Consider the following 20,090-nt stretch of genomic DNA (forward strand, 5'->3'; position numbering starts at 1 on the left):
GCGAGCCTGCTCGCGATGAGGCCCTAAGCACCAACAAAAAAATCAGGGCCGGCGATCTTCAACCCGAGCCTGGCTCTTGCTCCAGTCGGTCAACAGACTGTAAGCCACGGCCAGCAATGTAGGGCCGATGAACAAACCGATAAACCCAAAGGCAATCAACCCGCCAAATACTCCAAGCAGCACAATCACCAGCGGCAAGTTCCCGCCCCGACTGATCAGGTAAGGCTTGAGCACGTTGTCGACGCCACTGATGATGAACATCCCCCAGCTCCCGAGGAACACCGCCATCCCGTACTCACCCTTCCAGGCCAGCCACGCCGTGGCCGGAATCCATACCAACGGTGGCCCCATCGGGATCAGGCTCAGCAAAAACGTCACAATCCCCAGCACCAGCGCCCCGGGAACCCCGGCAATCAGAAAGCCGATCAACGCCAGAACGGCCTGGGCAGCCGCCGTCCCGATCACCCCGTTCACCACCCGCTGCACTGTCCCGGCCACCAGTTCGATGTAATAGCCGGCTCGATCACCGATCAGCCGCTGCAGCAGCCCATGGACAAAGGCCGCCAACCGCGGCCCGTCCCGGTAGAAAAAGAACACGAAGACGATGCTCAACGTCAGTTCGAGAATCCCGCCGCCAATCTGCGCACTGCGCGCGAGCAACCAGTTACCGACCTGCCCCAGATACGGCTTGAGCGACACCATCATCGCCGCGCCCTGCTGATCGATGCTGTCCCAGATCCCCACCAGGCGCTCGCCAACTAACGGAATGCTGCCCAGCCAGGTCGGCGCTTCGGGTAGGCCGTCGACCTGCACATCCTTGATGAACGCCGTGGCATCGCGCACATGGTCTGCCAGGTTGAACCCCAGCCACACCAACGGCGCCGCCACGAGTAGCATCCAGCCGATGGTCAGCAGCGCCGCCGCCAGGGACTCACGGCCATTGAGCCAACGGGTCAGCAAACGCATCAGTGGCCAACTGGCGAACGCCAGCACAGCGCCCCAGAACATCGCCGACCAGAACGGCGCCATCACCCATAAGCTCGCGCCAAACAGCACCAGGAGCAGGATCTGCACCAACAGCCGATCGTTATTGATCATCCGCGTCTCGAAAAAAGTCAGTCAGCAAATAGAGTAGGCGAACGCGACAGGCGCGTTCGCCTGATAAAGCTTATCGCAACAGTTCGATGTGCAGGCCAGAGCCTTCGACGCTGCCGGTTTCCATCCTGGCGGTACGCACACCCTGCCCGATCAGTGCCTGACGCCAGGCTTCGGCCTTCGCCCCGGAAACACTGACCCGCAACGTGGTGTCCAGATTCAACCCACGGGAGATCAAGCGCAGCCAGGTATCGTCGGGATCGCCGGTCAGTTTGGGGAAGTCGAGTTCACCAGTGCTTTTGAGCTCGCGCAGCAAGGTGGCGGACGTCGGCAGCAAATCCCCCAGCGGTGCCGCGGCGTCGAACTGTTCGACGTGCAGATAGGCTTTGCGATTGCCGCGGGTGATGCCGTAAAGCGCCACCAGCGTGTTGTCCTTTGGCGCCGCCAGACGCAACAGCAGGTACGCCTGCTGGTCATCGGCCCCATAGAGCTTGGCGTTGCCAAAGACCTCATTGGCCCACAGGCTGCTTTCGCCGCAATCGCGGGCCTGGCACCAGAACAGCAACTCGGCATCCTGCTTCTGCAAGGCTTCGCGAGCGGCAGTGAAGGCGTCGTTGGAGGAATGCTCCGGTGGCAGCTCGTAGGTCACCGAGGTGGTTTGTCCACGGGCGCCGACCTGACCGTCGAAGCGCAGCTGGCCGCTGATCTTGCGGATCGAACCCAGCGGGTAGATCCGCTCGAGTTCGACCGCCGGGCGATAGTCGACGATCTGCGCATCGGCCATGCGCGGCACGATCGGCAGGTCCTGACTGCCCGAAACATCGGCGGCAAACAACAGAGGACTGAAACTGCACAGCGCCAGCAGACTGAAAGAACGCATGGGCAGGCTCATCGGATCAGCATGGCCTGGGCACCCTTGACGACGCTGGCGTCGTCGATGCGTTCCGGTATCAGCAAACCACGCTGCACCGCCGGGCGCGCCTCCATGGTCGCCATCCAGCGTTGCAAGGCAGACAAGCCGTCCACTGAAACTCCGGACCACTCGTAACCACGAACCCACGGATAAGTCGCAATGTCGGCAATGCTGTACTCGCCCGCCAGGAACTCAACGTCTTGCAGGCGCGTGTCGAGCACTTCATACAGACGACGGGTTTCATGCTGGTAGCGGTCGATGGCACCCTGCAGTTTTTCCGGGAAATAGCGGAAAAACACATTGGCCTGCCCCTGCATCGGACCGATCCCGCCCATCTGGAACATCAGCCACTGCAGCACCACCGAGCGCCCTTTCGGGTCCTTGGGCAGCAATTTGCCGCTCAGTTCGGCCAGGTAAATCAGGATGGCGCCGGATTCGAACACGGCAAAATCGCCGTTGGCGCGGTCGACAATCGCCGGAATCCGGCCATTGGGATTGATCTTGAGGAAGTCCGCAGACTTCTGTTCCTTCTTGTCGAAACTCAAGGCATGCACCGTGTAGGGCAGGCCGAGTTCCTCGAGCACGATAGAGACCTTGTGGCCATTCGGGGTCGCAGCGGTGTAGAGATCTATCATGGTTGTCTCCCATTTCAACCCGCCCAGCCTCGACAGTTGCCCGGCGCAAGTCAAGGAACGGCGAAAAACCGATTGAAACAGTCTGCGACAAGGTCGGCACCGGGTTCGTCATTCAGGTGCAAATGATGACCGCCAGGCAGCTGTTCACGGCTAAAGGGTAGACGCTCCAGCAACTCGGGATGTTTGGCGAGCATGCCGTCGGCAGCGACCACCAGTAACGCAGGACAACTGACCCGCTGGACGAAGGCCATGGCCTGTTCTGTGGTCAGACGCAACGGCGATGGCAACGTCAGACGGTTGTCGGTGCGCCAGGTGTATCCGCCCGGCACCGGCATCAAGCCACGCTGGGCCAGCAGTTCGGCGGCTTCGCGGCTGACTGCAACCAGCCCTTTCATGCGCGCTTCGATAGCGCGGTCGAGGGTGTTGTAGACCGGTTTGCGCTTCTCCCGCAGATCCAGCTGCGCTTGCAGGGCCATGCCCATGCGTTCGGCGGCATTTTCGCCTTTGTCTGTAGGAGGAATGATGCCGTCGATCAAGGCCAGATGCGTGACACGCTCCGGCAGCGACCCGGCGATGATCAACGACGCGATCGCGCCCATGGAGTGCCCCATCAGCGCAAAACGCTTCAAACCCAGTTGTTCGGCGACTTGCAGCACGTCGTGGGCGTAGTCCCACATCGCATAACCGGCTCCCACCGGACGATGCCCGGAATGACCGTGACCGGCCATGTCCAGGGCGATGATGCGCAGCCCTGTGAGCTTCGGCGCCAACCGCGCAAAGCTGTTGGCGTTGTCCAGCCAGCCGTGCAAGGCAATCACCGGCAAGCCGTCTTCGGGACCGAACAGGTGCGCCGCCAGCTCGATGTGCGGCAGGCTCAGGCGGACTTCTTCGACGACATGACTCATGCGCAATCCTGCTGCCGGCGACCTTCCCAGCGACTGAACAGGTTTTTCAGCAGCGTGGCGGTGTCCTGTGGACGTTCGAGGGGAAACATGTGCCCGCCGGGCATGGTCAGGGATTCGCCCAATGGCATGCGCCCGACGGAACTGGCGTGATGGCGCATCACAACCCGACTCTTGTGGCCACGCACCACCGCCAGCGGCACTTTCAGCTGCCGTGCCCGGCCGGGGCTGGTGTGGGGTACGCCGCGGTAGATGCTGATTTCCGTGGCCGGGTCGAAGCGCAGACGCAACTTGTCGCCAACCTTGTGCAAACCGTGTTGCAGATAGGCGTCGAAACATTCCGGGTCGAAGCTGCGAAACAGGGTTTTGCCAGCGAAATACAATCGGGCAGCGTCCAGATCGGCAAACTCTTCCCGCCGCCCCAACGTCCGACCGGCCGGGGTCAGGCGATCGATAAAACCGAAGCGCTTGGCGGCACGGATAACCCATTGATCAGCGCGGGTCAGCACTGGCGAATCGAGCATGACCACACCGCGATAGAGTTCGGGGCAACGCAATGCCGCGTGCAAGTGCAGCACGCCACCAAAGGAATGGCCCACACCCCAAACCGGTTCCGGCTGCTGCTCCAGGTGATGAATCAGTTCGTCCACCAGATTGTGCCAGTTGTCGTCCGCCGGAAAGCGCGGGTCGTGGGCGTGCTGCTGCAAATGGGCGACCTGAAACTCAGGCGCCAACGCCGCGAACAACTTGCCGTAGGTCCCCGAGGGAAAGCCATTGGCGTGGGCGAAAAATATCTGCTGCGACATACCGGCCGATCCATCAACGAAAACAGAGCTCGATTGTCCGCAAGCCCACCGGGATCCGCAATGACCGTAACGGCCAGGAATGATGACAGTCGTGCCGTCGCTATAACCCCGTGCCTTGAGCCCGGACCTGTTATTTCTGACAGTTGACAGTCAATCCCCATCGCGCCGATAAGTTCACTGTCTCGCCGGGCCACAGGTAACGTCAGTCATGACCCACGCCAACACCCCCGCTATCGGTGCTCTCGACCCTCGGGGGCTGAGCGTACGCGGCGTGGCGTATCACCGTCGCGACAGTACGACAGCGCCAGAACGTTACATCACCCAGCAGATCCACGACGTCACCGGGCGTGCGGTGCTAAGCCGCGATCCACGATTATTCCTTTTGCATCAACAAGGCCAGACCGCAGCCAATCAAATTAACGTGTTCAGCCTGTCGGGCGCCGTGCTGTTATCCGAAAACGGCGACGCCGGTTGGCGCCTGGGGTTGCTCAATGAGGATGGGCAAGGCGTCGAAGGCTGGGATCGGAAGCTCAGTCACAGCCGCGTGCGTTATGACGGGCAACGGCGGCCGATCGATGCATTCGAGAACGCCGACGGCGGACCGGAACGCTGCATCGCGCGTTTGTCCTACGCGGATTCCAGCGCCGAGGAAACCCATAACCGGCGCGGTCAATTGGTTCGACATGACGACACCGCAGGCACTTTACGCTTCATCGAGTTCAGCCTCGTCGGCACGCCGCTGGAGCACAGCCGCACATTTGTCGACGACCCGCATTGGTCCGTGGACTGGCCCGAGACCGAGACCGAACGCGATGGTTTTCTGGAGGATGCACCTGCTATCACCCGCATTCACTGCAATGCTGCGGGAGAGCCCATCAGGCAGATAGATGCAAAGCGCAATGTTCAGACGTTCATTCAGACTCGTGCTGCAGAGCTGAAGGAAGTCCGTCTGACACTCACCGAGCAGACCGACGAAAAGACGCTGGTCAGTGAAATCCAGTACAACGCCTTCGGCCAGGTCGAACGACAATGTGCGGGAAACGGCGTTATTTCGTGTGCGACTTTTCGCCCTGAAGACGGGCGACTGGAGCATCTGAAGGCTTACGTACCGGGACAGCCAGCACTGCAGGATCTGACTTACGACTATGACGCGGCAGGCAACATCAAGTGTCTGACCGACAGCGCCGATCCTGTTCACTACCATCGCAATCAGCGAATCGAGCCGACCCATCGTTACCGATACGACAGCCTTTACCGACTGATAGAAGCCAGCGGCCGACAGCTTCGCAACACCCCCGGCGGTCCGCAATTGCCGGCGTTCCAGTCCGAACCCGATCCTGGGCAACTGGAAAACTACACTCGCATTTACACTTACGATGAGGCCGGCAACCTGGAGGTCATGCAGCACCAGGCGGACAGTGAAAACCGCACTGAACGCACGGCTATCGCCCGCCTCAACAACCGCAGCCTGCCCGAAAAGACCAATGGCGAGTTACCTGACGAGAACGAAATTGCCACCGGTTATGACGTCAACGGGAACCGCAACTCCCTTCAACCGGGACAAGGTCTGCTGTGGGATCTGCGCAATCAGTTGCGTCAGGTCGAACAGGTAGTGCGTGAGGATGAACCCAACGATATCGAGTTTTACCTCTACGACGGCAGCGGCCAACGCCTGCGAAAAATCCGCCAGGCCTACACCGGCACATTCACGCGCACCCACGAAACCCGCTACTTGCCGGGTGTGGAAATTCGCACCTGCGCTGACGAAATCCTCCACGTCATAACAGTGAAGGCCGGACGCGGAACGGTTCAGGTTCTGCATTGGGAGAAAAAGCCAGCGTCAGACATTCCCCAGAGCCAGCACCGATACAGCTTCACCGATCACTTGAACTCCAGCACCGTCGAGCTGGATGAAGATGCCAAATTGATCACATGGGAAAGCTACTACCCGTACGGTGGGACCTGTTGGTGGGCCGGGCGGAACAAGCTGGAAGCCAGTTACAAAACGATTCGCTACTCGGGGCAGGAGCGGGATGCCACGGGGTTGTATTACTACGGGTTCCGGTATTACGTGCCGTGGTGCCAGCGGTGGTTGAATGCGGATCCGGCGGGAGTGGCGGCCGGTTTGAATTTGTACACCATGGTCGGTGGCAACCCGATACGTTACGTCGATATGCAAGGCTTGGTAGAAGTAGACGCCAGCCGAGTCAACGCCGCATCAGCGACGGCTATACACAGGTTTACGGCTGCGGCTTTTGGTTTTGGTGTGCTGATTGCAACTCGAACTGTGCTCGAACAAATTGAACCGAACCACGAGTCCAACCTGGCCTTACATGTGTTAGCTGCGACGCTGGAAGGGGGGGCAGCCGGCTACATGGGCTACGGACTCACAAAAAGTGTTGGCCTGCATGACGGTATCGCCGTAATGACCGCGGCTGTAGCGGCTATCGGTTTCGCAACACCTGCACTCCTTAGTGAACAGGGATTGCCGCCTTCGACTACGGATCCGGAGCTTCATCGCGATGCCATCGGACGCATAGCTTCTGTCATGGGTGGATTGGCTTATCAATTTGCAATGGATACGTTCACAGCAGGCGCAGATATCCAATTCAATTCATCCGCCGACGTCTCTGACAAATTCAAAACCATGCTGAAGACATCGATCGGGTATGCGGGTATTCGAGCAGGCGCAGGCGCACTCAACTCGTTATTGCCGGCGTCGATCAGTGGAATCCTGGGCCCTGTGGCAGAAGCGGCGGACGGTTTTCTGGAGACCTACATGAAGCCTTACCCGTCAGGTAAAACCGATTACGTTGAAAACACTAAAGCCGGCATGCCGAGCAGTTGGAAAAGCACCCTTCAAGGCGCTGCAACACGTTCGGTCGGCGGATCTCTCTACCGTATGCTGGGCGCAATCCCCTCCTCCGATCTTTCCTCCCTGGCACGGGGAGCGCTCGTCGGTGCTATCGGATTTTTCACTGAGTTTCGTCCTCTGGCTGCGAATCAAATGAAGAAGGGATTTATCAAGGATTCGCTGTCCCCGGCTTTCGACATTGAAACCCCATCTTCAAGACGAAGCAGCGCCACAGCACCTTCGAGCCGCGGATACTGGGAAGGGAGTTTGCATCTCGATCGGCTGTTTCGTGAACAATGATATGAAGCGGACCGGCGCGAGTTTTGTGTCACCGGTCCGCAGTAAATTCTTTCACTGTCTTGGAGCAGTCTCCCCCAACGGCACCACCGCCATGGTCAACCGCGACACACAACTGGCCTTGCCCTCATCGCTGGTCAGCCGAATGTCCCAGACATGCGTGGTGCGCCCGATGTGAATCGGCTTGGCCACCGCCGTCACCCGCCCGCTGCGCAGCCCACGCAGATGGTTGGCGTTGATCTCCAGACCCACGCAGTAAAACTTGCTGGCATCGATGCACAGGTAACTGGCCATGGAGCCGACGGTCTCGGCCAGCACCACCGAAGCGCCGCCGTGCAGCAAACCGTAAGGCTGGTGAGTGCGGTGGTCGATGACCATGCTCGCGGTCAGGGACTCTTCGTCGAAGGCTTCGAAGCGAATATCCAGCACGTCGCCGATGGTGTTTTTCTGGATTGCGTTCAACTGCTCGATGTTGGGAGTGGTACGCCACAGACTCATCGCAAACTTTCCTTTGTTGGTTTTATTCGTGGCTTAATCCTGCCACAGCACCGCCTCGCTGCGCTCGCTCCATTCTTCGAACCGGGCGCCGTACGCCGCTTCGATCACGTTGCGTTTGATCTTCAGGGTTGGCGTCAGGAAGCCGTTTTCCACGGCCCAGCTGTCTTTGACGACGACGAGCCGGTGCAGGCGCTCATGTTTGTCGAGGGCGCCATTGACTTCCTCCAGCAGTTTTTCCAGGCTTGAATGCAGACCGGCGCGTGCGGTTCCACCCGCGTCCTGCTGCCCGACCGCCGAAAGTACGCACAACCCCAACGGCGCGCTCAAACCATCGCCGACCACGCACACCTGCTCGATCCGCGAATGCACTGCCAACCGATTTTCGATCGGTGCCGGGGCCACGTATTTGCCTTTGCTGGTCTTGAAGATTTCCTTCAGGCGCCCGGTCAGGCGCAGGTGGCCTTCGGCATCTTCCTCGCCCTTGTCACCGGTGCGCAGGAAGCCGTCCTCGGTGATGGTGTCGGCGGTTTTTTCAGGTTCCTTGAAATACCCGAGCATGGTCGCGCCACTGCGCACCATGACCTCGCCGGATTCGGCAATCCGCACTTCAACCTCGGGGCATGGCTTGCCGATCCAGCCGGACTTGTTCTGCCCCGGAAGGCCAATGTGCGAATAGCCGCAGTTTTCGGTCATGCCGTACACCTCCAACACATCCAGCCCGAGCTTGCGATACCAGAGCAGCAACGTTTGCGGGACCGGTGCCGCGCCGGACAACGCGATGCGCAAGGCGTCCAGCCCAAGCCCGGCGAGCACTTTGTGCCCGACCCGCTTGCCGATGAAGGGCAGCCCAAGCAGGAAGTCGAGGCGTTTTGCCGGGATCTTGCTGTACACGCCCATCTGGAATTTGGTCCAGATTCGCGGTACGCCGAACAACGCGGTCGGCCGCGCACGTCGTAAATCGGCCAGGAAGGTGTCGAGGCTTTCGGCAAAGAACACGGTTTGCCCGGTGTAGATCGACGCCAGCTCGACGAACATCCGCTCGGCGACGTGGCACAGCGGCAAATAGGACAGCAGCCGGTCCGACTCATTGAGGCCGAACAATTGCGTGCCGCGCGTGGTGGCAAACCCCAGATTGCCGAAACTGTGCATCACGCCTTTGGGCAGGCCGGTGGTGCCGGAGGTGTAAATGATGGTCGCCAGCTGATCGGCAGCAGGTTTCGGGTCATCCTGGATCGGCGAACTGCGTTGCAGATCGGCCCAGCTGAAATCGAAACGGCCGGGCGGGTGCAAGGGCAGGCTGATGGTCGGCAGGTCGGGGTTGACCCCGCGGGACATACCTGGCCAGTCATCGAGTTTGCCGATGAACGCCAGCGCCACTTCGGAGTGTTCGAGTACTTGCGCCACGGACTCGGCGGTGAGGTTCGGGTACAGCGGCACCGAGACATGCCCGGCCATCCAGATCGCCAGGTCGGCAATGATCCAGTGAGCGCAGTTTTTCGAGATCAGGGCGATGTGGCTGCCTTGGGGCAACTCGCGGGCTCGCAGCCAGTGTGCGGCGCAGCGGGCCTGATGGCCGACATCGGCCCAGGTCAGCGTCTCGACCTGGCCGCCGCCCACCGGTTGAACCAGAAAGCGCTGACGGGGATGACGGGCTTCACGCTCGTAGAAGACGTCCAGCGGCAAACGAAAAGCAGCAGACATACGACTCGCTCCTTTATTTTTGGTCTGGAGCAAGCGTAGTCAACCAAGCGGTTGCTTGGTTAATTATTTAAGAGCAAAAGCAAGATCAAAAGATCGCAGCCTGCGGCAGCTCCTACAGGGAAATGCAAAACCCATGTAGGAGCTGCCGCAGGCTGCGATCTTTTGCTTTACGGGTGTTTGATGCCGTTGAGCTTCATCGCCCCGGCCAGCGGGCCTTCACCCTCCAGCTCGGCAAGGCCGGCGGTTTTCACCGCTTCCGGCTGCTGCACATGACCGTGCTGCAGATAGCCCAGCAAGTTGCCCACCAACGGGTTATGGCTGACCAGCAACGCATAATCCACCGACACCAATTGCTCTGCCACCGCTTGCGGACTGTAGCCGGGGGTCAGCCATTCGACGGTGCGAATGTCCGGCTGAAAGCCCAGCGCTTCACGCACCAGTTGTGCGGTCTGCTGCGCTCGCAGGTAAGGGCTGGCATAGATGGCGGTAATCGGCTGGCCAATCAGTTCGGCGGCACTGCGCAGTACTTCTTCACAACCGTGGGGAGTCAGTGCCCGCTCCGAGTCGGAGAGGGAGCCATAAGGTTCAGCTTCACCATGACGCAATACCCAGAGTTTCATAGCTTGGGTTCCTCATCTCGGGCCGGATGCGGGGCCGGCGCCACGACGTGCGGCGCTTCACCTTCCGGTGTACGCGGCGTCGGCCAGTCGGCGAACGGCCAGGGTTTCTGGTCGCTGTGGAAACTGCCGAACCGACCGATCTGCGCCAGGAACTGGCTCAGGCTGTCGCCGAAGTTCATCAGGCTGGCGCTCGGGGCGCCATAGATCAAACGATAGATCAGCTGGACCAGCACCACCGCGCCGAGGATGAACTGCGCCACTTGCCAGACCAGCACGTAGATGATCATCCACAGCACCCGCAGCAGGATGGATTCGTACTTGGCTTCTACTTTCGGATCGTTCATGTCTCGCTCCCTGCCCCTGTAGATTAAGTATTCAGTTGAAACCGCTGGTGGAGATAAAGTCGACGTCGGTTTTAGGCTCCGCACGCATCAATAGACCGATCACCTGCTCGAGCGTGCGCCCTTCGAACAGGATCGCGTGCAGCCCGGCGACCAGCGGCATATACACACCCACCTCCTGGGCCTTGGCCTTGAGCACCTTGAGTGTATTGACACCTTCGGCGACTTCACCCAAACGCGTCACCGCGTCTTCCAGGCTCAACCCCTGGCCGAGGGCAAACCCGACCTGGTAGTTACGGCTTTTCGGCGACGAACAGGTCACGATCAAATCGCCCACGCCCGCCAGACCGAGGAAGGTCATCGGGTTGGCGCCCTGATTCACCGCGAAACGGGTCATTTCCGCCAGCGCCCGGGTGATCAGCATGCTCTTGGTGTTCTCGCCCATGCCCAGTGCCACCGCCATGCCAGCGATGATCGCGTAGACATTCTTCAGCGCACCGCCCAACTCCACGCCGAAGCGGTCGGCGCTGGCGTACACGCGAAAGGTGCGACCGTGCAGCGCTTCCTGAACCCGTTGGCAAAGTTCTTCATCTTCGCTGGCGACCACTGTGGCGGTCAGCGCGTGCTCGGCGATCTCACGGGCCAGGTTGGGTCCGGACAGCACGCCGATGCGCGCTTGCGGAGCGATCTCTTTGAGGATCTCGCTCATCAGTTTGAAGGTGTGGGCTTCGATGCCTTTGGTCAGGCTCACCAGCAACTTGCCGCTCAACCGTTCGGCGTGCGGCATCAATACCGCGCGCAGCGCACTGGACGGCAGTGCGACGAAGCACAGGTCGCAGGCTTCCAGCGTGGCCAGCAGGTCGGTGACCGCTTCCACGGCCGGCAAAATCTTGATGCCTTTGAGGTAACGCGGGTTCTCGCGATTGACCCGAATGGCCTCGGCCTGTTCGGGGTCACGCATCCACAGCCGGACCTGATGCCCGTTCTCGGCCAGCAGATTAGCCACGGCGGTACCAAAACTTCCGCCTCCCAGGACCGCAATCGGGCGCTGTTCAGTCATATGCAATCCGTTAATCCATACCAGTGGCGATGTCGGCATTATACGGAGCGGCCCAGTGGCGGCCACCCTTTGCATCAATTACCGGCACTTGTAGAAAGAAGACCAACAAATCCGAGGAAAATGCAGGCATCGTGACTGGAAAAGTCGACCAGCTCGGTTAACATGCGCGCCAGTTAATCGCCATCAAGGATGTGTTGTGTCGTTTGGATGCCCGTCAACTCGTTCGCCGCTGGTTCTGGCGCTGGTCCTCAGCCCGCCATTGCTGGCCGACGATCTGTTTCTCGACAACGAGCCGCTGCCCCAAGTGCTCACGGCCACGCGCCTGAAGCAGTCGCCAGCGGCGGTGCCGGGCAGCATGACGGTGATCGACAACGACCTGATCAATGCCAGCGGTGCCCGGGACATCAGCGAGTTGCTGCGCCTAGTGCCGGGCATGATGGTCGGCAATATCAGCGGCAATCAGGCGGCGGTGAACTACCACGGCACCAACGCCAGCGAAGCCCGACGCATGCAAGTGCTGATCGACGGCCGCTCGGTGTACCGCGCCGGCCTGGCCACGGTGGACTGGAGCGATATTCCGGTGGCCATGGAAGACATCGAACGCGTCGAGGTTTTCCGTGGCCCGAATACCGTCAGCTATGGCGCCAACGCGCTGATGGCGGTGGTCAACATCATCACGCGCAACCCGGCCGGCAGCCACGGTACGCGACTGAAAGTCACCCGCGGCCAGCGCGGCATCGACGACTTTTATGCCAGCCAGGGCGTGGGCTGGGACGGTGGCGACCTGCGCCTGTCGCTGTCCGGCCAGCAAGACGATGGCTTCGACTCGGATCGCACAGGCGCCGACTACCGCGACAGCCGTCGCTTGAACCGTTTCAACCTTGCCGTCAGCCAGACGCTCAACGAACGCCAAAGCATCGATTGGCAATTGAATGCCAAGGATGGGAGCAATCAGCGGCCGTATACCTACCGCCCGGTGTTCTCGGGGATTACCGCAGCCGGGAACAATTCCGACGTCACCGCCAAGGACTACGCCGGTTCCTTGCGCTGGAACCTCGACATCAATCCCGATCACAGCCTTTATATTCAAGGTTCGGCCCAGCACTGGGATCGTCAGCAAACCTGGCGCGCCTGCGACGCCGAGGTCTCGTTCAGCCCGCAACTGGCCGAACTCTGGCAGCTCAACCCGAACTACACCGAACGCCTGGCGCGCAACATCGAGCGTTACGTCGGTCCCGGTGCACCGGCCGGCACGGCGGCGGAACGTGCGTTGGCCAATCAGGTACTCGATCAATGGCGAAACGGCGCCAGCCAAACCGTGTGTGGCGACATCGACCAGAGCGCCCGGGAATCGCGCTACGACCTCGAACTGCAAGACACCCTCAGCCTGTCCGACAGTCTGCGGCTGGTCAGCGGCATGAACTATCGTTACGACCGGGCAAACTCCGAGACCTACTTCAATGGCACTCTCGACGACACCACGTGGCGGGCATTCGGCCAACTCGAGTGGCGCGCCACCGAGCACTGGTTGCTGCAGGGCGGCGCGATGTTCGAAGACACGCAATTGATCGGCAGTTCGCTGACCCCGCGGGTGGCGGTCAATTACCTGATCAACCCGCGTCACGGGCTGCGGGCGGTGTACTCGGAAGCCATCCGCTCGCCGGACATGTTCGAGAACAACGTCAACTGGAGCTATCGGGTGACCAACCTGCGGCCCGGCGCCTACGGCCAGTCCAGTGCCCGCTACTTCGTCAGGACCCGCGGCCCCGGTGACCTGGACCAGGAACACATGCGCTCCCGGGAACTGGGCTACAACGGCTACTTTGCCGGGCTGGGGCTGGCGGTCGATGTGAAACTGTTCTACGACGAAATCACCGGCATGATCAGCGAACCGCTGCGCAACAATCAGTACATCGCCAGCAACTCGAACACCTCGCGCTTCTCGGGCGCCGAAACCCAACTGGACTGGCGCCTGGGCAGCGCCGATCGCTTGCGCCTGACCTATGCTTACGTCGATGCCACGGCCAGCAATCCGCTGGATGCGAAACAGACTGCACGCAACAGCGGCTCCGCCGGTTGGCTGCGCGATTGGGGTCATGGCTGGAACAGCGCACTCTTCTACTATGGCGACGACACCCTCAACGGTTACCGCTTCGAACGGGTCGACACACGTATTGCCAAACACATCGGCCTGGGCAAGGCCAGCCTGGAACTGGCGGGCGTGCTCCAGCAACGCCTTGACAATCAGCCCACCACCTTCGTCGACAACCGCTACGACGAACGCCGGGTGCTGTACTTCAGCGCGGAGTTGGCGTTCTAAGATGCGCTATTCGTCACGGAAGACGCCAACCCTTGGCCGCCTGCTGGTCGGGCTATGCCTGGTGTGTAGCGGTCTGCTCGGCAGTCTGCCGACAAGGGCCGCCGACATCCTGCTGACCGCGGCCGAAGACAGCCCGGCCGTGCAATCCTTCACCCAGGCCCTCGGCCAAATGCGACCCGCCGACAGCGTGCGCTTCCAACCACTGGCCAGCCTGCCGGCGCCGGGCAAGCTGCCCGCCAGTACCCGTTTGATTCTGCTTGACCTGCCAAGCCTCGACTGGCGCCTGCAAGAGACCCAAGGCCCGGCGACGCTGGTGCTGCGCATCAGCCGCCTGCAAGCCCGACAACACTTGGGCACTTCGCTGCCCCCGCGTTTAAGCCTGCTTTGGAGTGACCCGCCCCTGGACCGGCAACTGCGCCTGGCCCAAACCCTGTTGCCTCAGGTCAAACGGGTCGGCGTGCTCTACGACAGCCACAGCGAATTTCTCTTGAAAGAATTGCACCAGGCCGCCCTGCCCCTGGGCCTCGAGATCGTCACCGAGCGCTGGGACAACACCAATGACAGTCGGCCGCTGCAGGCGCTGTTGAAAACCAGTGACGTGCTGCTGGGCCTTGACGATCCCGACCTGTACAACCCCAAAACCGCGAAAAATCTGCTGCTCAGCAGCTACGCGCGGCAACAGGCGTTGATCGGCCCCAACGCAGGGTTCGTCAAGGCCGGGAGCCTGGCCAGCACCTACAGCGATCAGGCCGATTGGCTGGAGATGCTCCACGACTTGCTCGATCGGCCACCGGCCACTTGGCCGCGCACGCACTACCCGAATCGCTTCAAGGTGTTGAGTAACCCGCAAGTGGCTCGTTCATTAGGTATTGAACAGATCCATGAAGCGTTTGTCGCAACACAGTTGGCCGCAGGAGAAAGCCGCCCATGACTTTCCGTCGTCGTTGGGACATCAACACCCGAACCCAGATCATCAGCCTCGGCCCTGCCCTGCTGCTGACGTTGCTGTTGATCAGCTTTTTCACCTTTGTACGGATCCAGGACCTGCGCCAGGAACTCAACCACACCGGTCAACTGATCGCCAACCAACTGGCGCCGGCCGCCGAATACGGGGTGATATCGGGCAACAACGAGGTGCTCGAAAGTTTGCTCAAGGCCACCCTCGCCACGCCCAATGTGCGCTTTCTGGAAGTCCAGGACAGCGCCAACCGGATTCTGGTGTACGTCGAGCAACCGTCGCAAAACCAGAACCACCCGCACCAGGTCGAAGTGTTCCAGGCGCCGGTGCGGCTGCAACGCATCCCGCTGCACAATGATTTTTTCCAGGGCAGCAAAGTCGCCACCACTGCCCCCGCCGAGGATTATCTGGGCCGGGTGATTGTCGGTCTGTCCAATGACGCCTTCAGCAAGCGCCAGCAGGAAATCCTGTTCAAGGCCGGGATCCTGGCGTTGTTCGCCCTGCTGTTTACCTACCTGATCGCACGGCGCCTGGCCGGCAGCCTGTCGCAACCGATCCGCGATATCGGCAACGCAGTCAAGGCGATCCAGGAAGGCGACTACAAAACGCCGCTGCCAATCGTCGACGACGCCGAACTGGGCGCGCTGTCACAGCACATCAACAACCTCGCCAGTGGTCTCGAACAGGCCAGTCGCGAGCAGCATCAAGCGATGGCGCAGCTGATCCAGACCCGCGAAGAAGCGGAAAAGGCCAACAACGCGAAGTCCGATTTCCTGGCGATGATGAGTCACGAACTGCGCACGCCGATGAATGGCGTGCTGGGCATGCTGCAACTGCTGGAAACCACCGAGATGACCGAAGAGCAGGTCGAATACGCGGCGCTGGCCTCGGAGTCCACTGAACACCTGCTCAAAGTCATCAACGATATTCTCGACTTCTCGCGCATCGAGCGTTCGGAACTGGAGCTGGAGCACATTCCGTTCAACCTCGCGGACCTGATCAGCAGCTGCGCGCAGTCGTTCTCGCACAGCGCGGCGCAACGCGGCCTCGACCTGGCGCTGCTGATCCCCGAGGACATGCGCGCGTTGCAGGTTCAGGGCGATCCGACGCGGATCCGGCAGATCCTGGTCAACCTCATAGGTAACGCGCTGAAGTTCACCGAGCAGGGCCGCATCACCATCGAACCGCAGTGGCAGTCGCTGGATCACGAACTGTTGTGGTTCACCTGCACGGTGCGCGACAGCGGGATCGGTATCTCGGCCGAAAGCCTGGAGTTGATGTTCGACGCGTTCCAGCAGGCCGACAGTTCTATTTCAAGGCGTTACGGCGGCACCGGGCTGGGCCTGCCGATCGCGCGTACATTGGCCGAACGCATGGGCGGCACCTTGCGCGCTCAGAGCGAGGAAGGTCGTGGCTCGGTATTCACCCTGGAAATTCCGCTGGCACTCTATAAGCAGACGCTGCCGGTATTGACTCAGCGCACGCCGACCGGCAGCGGTGATGGCGAAGGCCGCAATGTGCTGCTGGTCGAGGACAATCCGGTCAACCAGACCGTCATCGAAGCAATGTTGCGCAGTCTGGGCTTTACTGTCAGCGTCGCCACCGATGGCGCGCAGGCGGTGCGCAGTGCCGAGAGCCTGATTTTCGAAGCGATCCTGATGGACTGCCGACTGCCGATCATTGACGGCTACGAGGCGACCCGGCAGATCCGCCAGTTGCCCGGTTGCGCGGACTTGCCGATCATCGCACTGACCGCCAACGCCTTGCAGGGCGACCGCGAAGCCTGTTTATCGGCGGGAATGAACGATTACCTGGCCAAGCCCTTCAAACGCACTGATCTGCAGCAAATTCTTCAGCGATGGGTGCAGTAGTGCAGGCCTTTCGACCATCTGCGACTGGCGTGAAAGGCGAAAGTGCGGCAGTCTTAGGCACCCGAACAGGCCCGAAAAGGGGCTTGAATAATAATTTCAGTGCACAAGTGTACATTCATGTCCTTGGTGCTGTGACTTTCACCACAACGCAATAGTCTATGAGTAGGCTGCTGACTCGAGGCATGAATGCTTCGATCGGTCGGGAAGATTTGCCCCACCTGCCGCATGGGACTATTGAGGAGCTCGCATGACCAAACAAAACGCCTTTACTCGGGAAGACCTGCTGCGCTGCAGTCGCGGTGAGCTGTTCGGCCCAGGTAACGCGCAACTGCCCGCCCCGAACATGCTGATGGTTGATCGCATCACCCACATCAGCGAAGAAGGTGGCAAGTACGGCAAAGGTGAATTGGTCGCCGAGCTGGATATCACTCCGGACCTGTGGTTCTTCGCCTGTCACTTCGAAGGCGATCCGGTGATGCCGGGCTGCCTGGGCCTCGATGCCATGTGGCAACTGGTCGGCTTCTTCCTCGGCTGGCAGGGTCTGCCGGGCCGCGGTCGCGCACTGGGTTCGGGTGAAGTGAAGTTCTTTGGTCAGGTCCTGCCGACCGCCAAGAAAGTTACGTATAACATTCAGATCAAGCGCGTCCTGAAAGGCAAGCTGAACCTCGCTATCGCCGATGGTTCGGTCAGTGTCGACGGCCGCGAAATCTACACCGCCGAAGGCCTCCGGGTCGGCGTGTTCACCTCCACTGAAAACTTCTAAGGGTTATCCGCATGCGCCGCGTCGTTATCACTGGTCTGGGCATCGTTTCGTGCCTGGGCAATGACAAAGAGACCGTCTCCGCTAACCTGCGTGCAAGTCGCCCTGGCATCCGGTTCAATCCGGAATATGCCGAAATGGGTCTGCGTAGCCAGGTTTCCGGCTCCATTGACCTTCCCCTCGAAGAGCTGATCGATCGCAAGATCTATCGCTTCGTCGGCCACGCGGCGGCTTACGCCTACCTGGCCATGAAAGACGCCATCACCGACTCCGGTCTGACCGATGAGCAAGTCTCCAACCCGCGTACCGGCCTGATCGCCGGTTCCGGTGGCGCCTCCACGCTGAACCAGATGGAAGCGCTGGACATCCTGCGCGAGAAAGGCGTCAAGCGCGTCGGCCCATACCGTGTAACGCGGACCATGAGCAGCACCGTTTCCGCTTGCCTGGCCACGCCGTTCAAGATCAAGGGCCTGAACTACTCCATCGCTTCTGCCTGCGCCACCAGTGCTCACTGCATCGGTAACGCCATGGAACAGATCCAGATGGGCAAGCAGGACATCGTATTCGCCGGCGGCGGTGAAGAAGAACACTGGAGCCAGTCGTTCCTGTTCGACGCCATGGGCGCTCTGTCCAGCCAGTACAACGAAACCCCGGAAAAAGCTTCCCGTGCCTACGACGCCAAGCGTGACGGTTTCGTCATCGCCGGCGGTGGCGGCATGGTCGTGGTCGAAGAGCTGGAACACGCCCTGGCCCGCGGCGCGAAGATCTACGCGGAAATCGTTGGCTACGGCGCGACCTCCGACGGCTACGACATGGTCGCCCCAAGCGGCGAAGGCGCCATCCGCTGCATGCAGATGGCCATGTCCACCGTTGACACTCCAATCGACTACCTGAACACCCACGGCACCTCGACTCCGGTCGGCGACGTCGCGGAAATGAAAGGTGTGCGTGAAGTGTTCGGCGACAAGGCTCCGGCCATCAGCTCCACCAAGAGCCTGTCGGGTCACTCCCTGGGCGCCGCCGGCGTTCACGAAGCGATCTACTGCATGCTGATGATGGAAGGCAACTTCATGGCGGGTTCCGCCAACATCGACGAACTGGACCCGGAAGTGGCAGACATGCCGATCCTGACCAAGACTCGCGAAGACGCCACCATCAACACCGTGATGAGCAACAGCTTCGGCTTCGGTGGCACCAACGCGACCTTGGTACTGAAGCGTTGGCAGGGTAAGTAATACCCCGCCGCTTCGCTGCACATAAAAACGCCCCGACTGGTTCGGGGCGTTTTTTTTCGCCTGAAAAAACGCAAAAACCTGTGGGAGCGAGCCTGCTCGCGATAGCGGTCTGACGGATACATTGATGTTGAATGTGAGGCCGTCATCGCGAGCAGGCTCGCTCCCACAGGTTTTTGCACTTTTGGGCTCAATCAGTGATTTTCCTCACTGCGAACATGAAGCTTTTGTCATAAAACTCAGCGACCTGCGACCGAATGCCGCGTGTTTCGCGGGCTGCAGGACTTTCTCCAGTTTTGCAAAAATCCGTTATCCAACTTTGTCGTTTACTTAGCAGGCTAACCAAACATATAACGGAGTCCTGCACACGCCTTGCTGCAGATAACAGAGATTGGAGCTAGCAGATGACTGTAAAAGTAACTGAACGCGACGATTCACATATGTCCCACGAAGGCGTAGCCGCCGGTATCCGGATTTGGGACGTGCACCAACAAGACATGCTGGTGGGGATGTTTCACTCCGAGACCGACGCCCACAGCTACAAGGCCGAACTGGAAAAACTGGAGCAGCAACGAGAGCTCCGATCTGCATAAGCAATCACAGCATTGAAAACGACAAACCCCGCCATGAGCGGGGTTTGTCGTTGTTGAAGCCTAACGGCTTACCACATCAGATCATCAGGGATCTGATAGGCCGCGTACGGATCGTCTTCGGCACTGACCTCTTCGGTCTTCACGTTCAACTGCACGATGCGCTGCGGATCGCGCTCCTGGATCTTCAGGGCCGCTTCACGCGGGATCACTTCGTAGCCGCCGGCATGGTGCACGATGGCCAGCGAACCGCTGCTGAGCTTGTTGCGCATCAGGGTGTTGACGGAGATGCGCTTGACCTTCTTGTCGTCGACGAAGTTGTAGTAATCCTCGGTGGTCAGCTTCGGCAGACGCGAGACTTCGATCAATTGCTTGACCTGGGCGGCGCGAGCCTTCGCCTCGGCCTTCTCCTGCTGCTGACGGTTCAGTTCCTGGTCGCGCTTGACCTTTTCGGCCATGGCTTCCTGGGCGGCGCGCTGCTGCGAGTCGTCGAGTTCGATCTGGCCTTTGTGGGCCAGACGCTGCTGTTTCTGCTTTTCTTTGCCGACCTGTTTGGCCTGCTTTTGGTTGACCAGCCCTGCTTTGAGCAACTGGTCGCGAAGGGAAATGCTCATGGTGCTTATTTCTCACTTAGGCA

18 protein-coding genes are annotated in these 20,090 nt (G+C 60.3%); 7 read left to right on the plus strand and 11 right to left on the minus strand.

Annotated features, from left to right (window positions below; genetic code table 11):
- Nucleotides 1–42: 42 nt before the first annotated feature.
- The 5 genes from ACYZUD_RS15500 to ACYZUD_RS15520 all read right to left on the minus strand — a co-directional run bounded on the left by ACYZUD_RS15500 (nucleotide 43) and on the right by ACYZUD_RS15520 (nucleotide 4,351).
- Nucleotides 43–1,098 (minus strand): AI-2E family transporter, encoded by a 1,056-nt coding sequence (locus ACYZUD_RS15500; protein ID WP_462024775.1) that lies wholly within the window; start codon nucleotides 1,096–1,098, stop codon nucleotides 43–45.
- Nucleotides 1,099–1,168: 70 nt separating this feature from the next.
- The gene (locus tag ACYZUD_RS15505) at nucleotides 1,169–1,975 is read right to left on the minus strand and encodes a DUF4892 domain-containing protein (protein ID WP_462024776.1); all 807 of its coding nucleotides are present in this window, start codon (nucleotides 1,973–1,975) and stop codon (nucleotides 1,169–1,171) included.
- An 8-nt stretch (nucleotides 1,976–1,983) separates the two neighbouring features.
- Nucleotides 1,984–2,643 (minus strand): glutathione S-transferase family protein, encoded by a 660-nt coding sequence (locus ACYZUD_RS15510; RefSeq protein ID WP_462024777.1) that lies wholly within the window; start codon nucleotides 2,641–2,643, stop codon nucleotides 1,984–1,986.
- Between the two features lie 50 nt (nucleotides 2,644–2,693).
- Entirely contained in the window at nucleotides 2,694–3,548 is an 855-nt protein-coding gene (locus ACYZUD_RS15515) for an alpha/beta hydrolase (protein ID WP_462024778.1), read from the minus strand.
- Entirely contained in the window at nucleotides 3,545–4,351 is an 807-nt protein-coding gene (locus tag ACYZUD_RS15520) for an alpha/beta fold hydrolase (protein WP_462024779.1), read from the minus strand. The genes ACYZUD_RS15515 and ACYZUD_RS15520 overlap by 4 nt, the downstream gene beginning before the upstream one ends.
- A 208-nt stretch (nucleotides 4,352–4,559) precedes the next feature.
- On the opposite strand from ACYZUD_RS15520, the gene ACYZUD_RS15525 reads away from it, so the two are divergent.
- Nucleotides 4,560–7,505 carry an RHS repeat-associated core domain-containing protein gene (locus ACYZUD_RS15525; RefSeq protein ID WP_462024780.1) on the plus strand — a complete coding sequence of 982 codons (2,946 nt, stop codon included), beginning with the start codon at nucleotides 4,560–4,562 and terminating at the stop codon, nucleotides 7,503–7,505.
- 51 nt (nucleotides 7,506–7,556) lie between these two features.
- Here ACYZUD_RS15525 and ACYZUD_RS15530 read toward each other — a convergent pair whose 3' ends face one another.
- The 5 genes from ACYZUD_RS15530 to ACYZUD_RS15550 form a co-directional block, all read right to left on the minus strand.
- A complete protein-coding gene (locus ACYZUD_RS15530; RefSeq protein WP_462024781.1) occupies nucleotides 7,557–8,000 on the minus strand; it encodes a hotdog fold thioesterase in 444 nt (147 codons plus the stop codon).
- Nucleotides 8,001–8,033: 33 nt separating this feature from the next.
- Nucleotides 8,034–9,701 (minus strand): AMP-binding protein, encoded by a 1,668-nt coding sequence (locus ACYZUD_RS15535; RefSeq protein WP_462024782.1) that lies wholly within the window; start codon nucleotides 9,699–9,701, stop codon nucleotides 8,034–8,036.
- Between the two features lie 167 nt (nucleotides 9,702–9,868).
- Nucleotides 9,869–10,321 carry a phosphohistidine phosphatase SixA gene (sixA, locus tag ACYZUD_RS15540; protein ID WP_462024783.1) on the minus strand — a complete coding sequence of 151 codons (453 nt, stop codon included), beginning with the start codon at nucleotides 10,319–10,321 and terminating at the stop codon, nucleotides 9,869–9,871.
- Nucleotides 10,318–10,665 (minus strand): DUF4389 domain-containing protein, encoded by a 348-nt coding sequence (locus ACYZUD_RS15545; protein ID WP_462024784.1) that lies wholly within the window; start codon nucleotides 10,663–10,665, stop codon nucleotides 10,318–10,320. The genes sixA and ACYZUD_RS15545 overlap by 4 nt, the downstream gene beginning before the upstream one ends.
- 31 nt (nucleotides 10,666–10,696) lie before the next feature.
- A complete protein-coding gene (locus tag ACYZUD_RS15550; protein WP_462024785.1) occupies nucleotides 10,697–11,722 on the minus strand; it encodes an NAD(P)H-dependent glycerol-3-phosphate dehydrogenase in 1,026 nt (341 codons plus the stop codon).
- Between the two features lie 196 nt (nucleotides 11,723–11,918).
- On the opposite strand from ACYZUD_RS15550, the gene ACYZUD_RS15555 reads away from it, so the two are divergent.
- From ACYZUD_RS15555 to ACYZUD_RS15580, 6 genes are all read left to right on the plus strand, one after another.
- Nucleotides 11,919–14,042, plus strand: a complete 2,124-nt coding sequence (locus ACYZUD_RS15555) for a TonB-dependent receptor plug domain-containing protein (protein WP_462024786.1) — start codon at nucleotides 11,919–11,921, stop codon at nucleotides 14,040–14,042.
- A 1-nt stretch (nucleotide 14,043) separates the two neighbouring features.
- Entirely contained in the window at nucleotides 14,044–14,973 is a 930-nt protein-coding gene (locus tag ACYZUD_RS15560; RefSeq protein ID WP_462024787.1) for an ABC transporter substrate-binding protein, read from the plus strand.
- On the plus strand, nucleotides 14,970–16,871 hold the full coding sequence (locus ACYZUD_RS15565; RefSeq protein ID WP_462024788.1) for an ATP-binding protein: 1,902 nt from the start codon (nucleotides 14,970–14,972) through the stop codon (nucleotides 16,869–16,871). The genes ACYZUD_RS15560 and ACYZUD_RS15565 overlap by 4 nt, the downstream gene beginning before the upstream one ends.
- 247 nt (nucleotides 16,872–17,118) lie before the next feature.
- Entirely contained in the window at nucleotides 17,119–17,634 is a 516-nt protein-coding gene (gene fabA, locus ACYZUD_RS15570; protein ID WP_042560484.1) for a 3-hydroxyacyl-[acyl-carrier-protein] dehydratase FabA, read from the plus strand.
- Nucleotides 17,635–17,645: 11 nt separating this feature from the next.
- Nucleotides 17,646–18,866: a beta-ketoacyl-ACP synthase I gene (gene fabB / locus ACYZUD_RS15575; RefSeq protein WP_462024789.1), complete on the plus strand. Its 1,221-nt coding sequence runs from the start codon at nucleotides 17,646–17,648 to the stop codon at nucleotides 18,864–18,866.
- A 401-nt stretch (nucleotides 18,867–19,267) separates the two neighbouring features.
- Nucleotides 19,268–19,456, plus strand: coding sequence for a hypothetical protein (locus tag ACYZUD_RS15580; protein ID WP_462004470.1), 189 nt, complete (start codon nucleotides 19,268–19,270; stop codon nucleotides 19,454–19,456).
- Nucleotides 19,457–19,524: 68 nt separating this feature from the next.
- Here ACYZUD_RS15580 and ACYZUD_RS15585 read toward each other — a convergent pair whose 3' ends face one another.
- On the minus strand, nucleotides 19,525–20,067 hold the full coding sequence (locus ACYZUD_RS15585; protein ID WP_007899055.1) for a DUF2058 domain-containing protein: 543 nt from the start codon (nucleotides 20,065–20,067) through the stop codon (nucleotides 19,525–19,527).
- Nucleotides 20,068–20,090 lie beyond the last annotated feature (23 nt).

This window comes from Pseudomonas sp. XS1P51, from assembly GCF_054897845.1.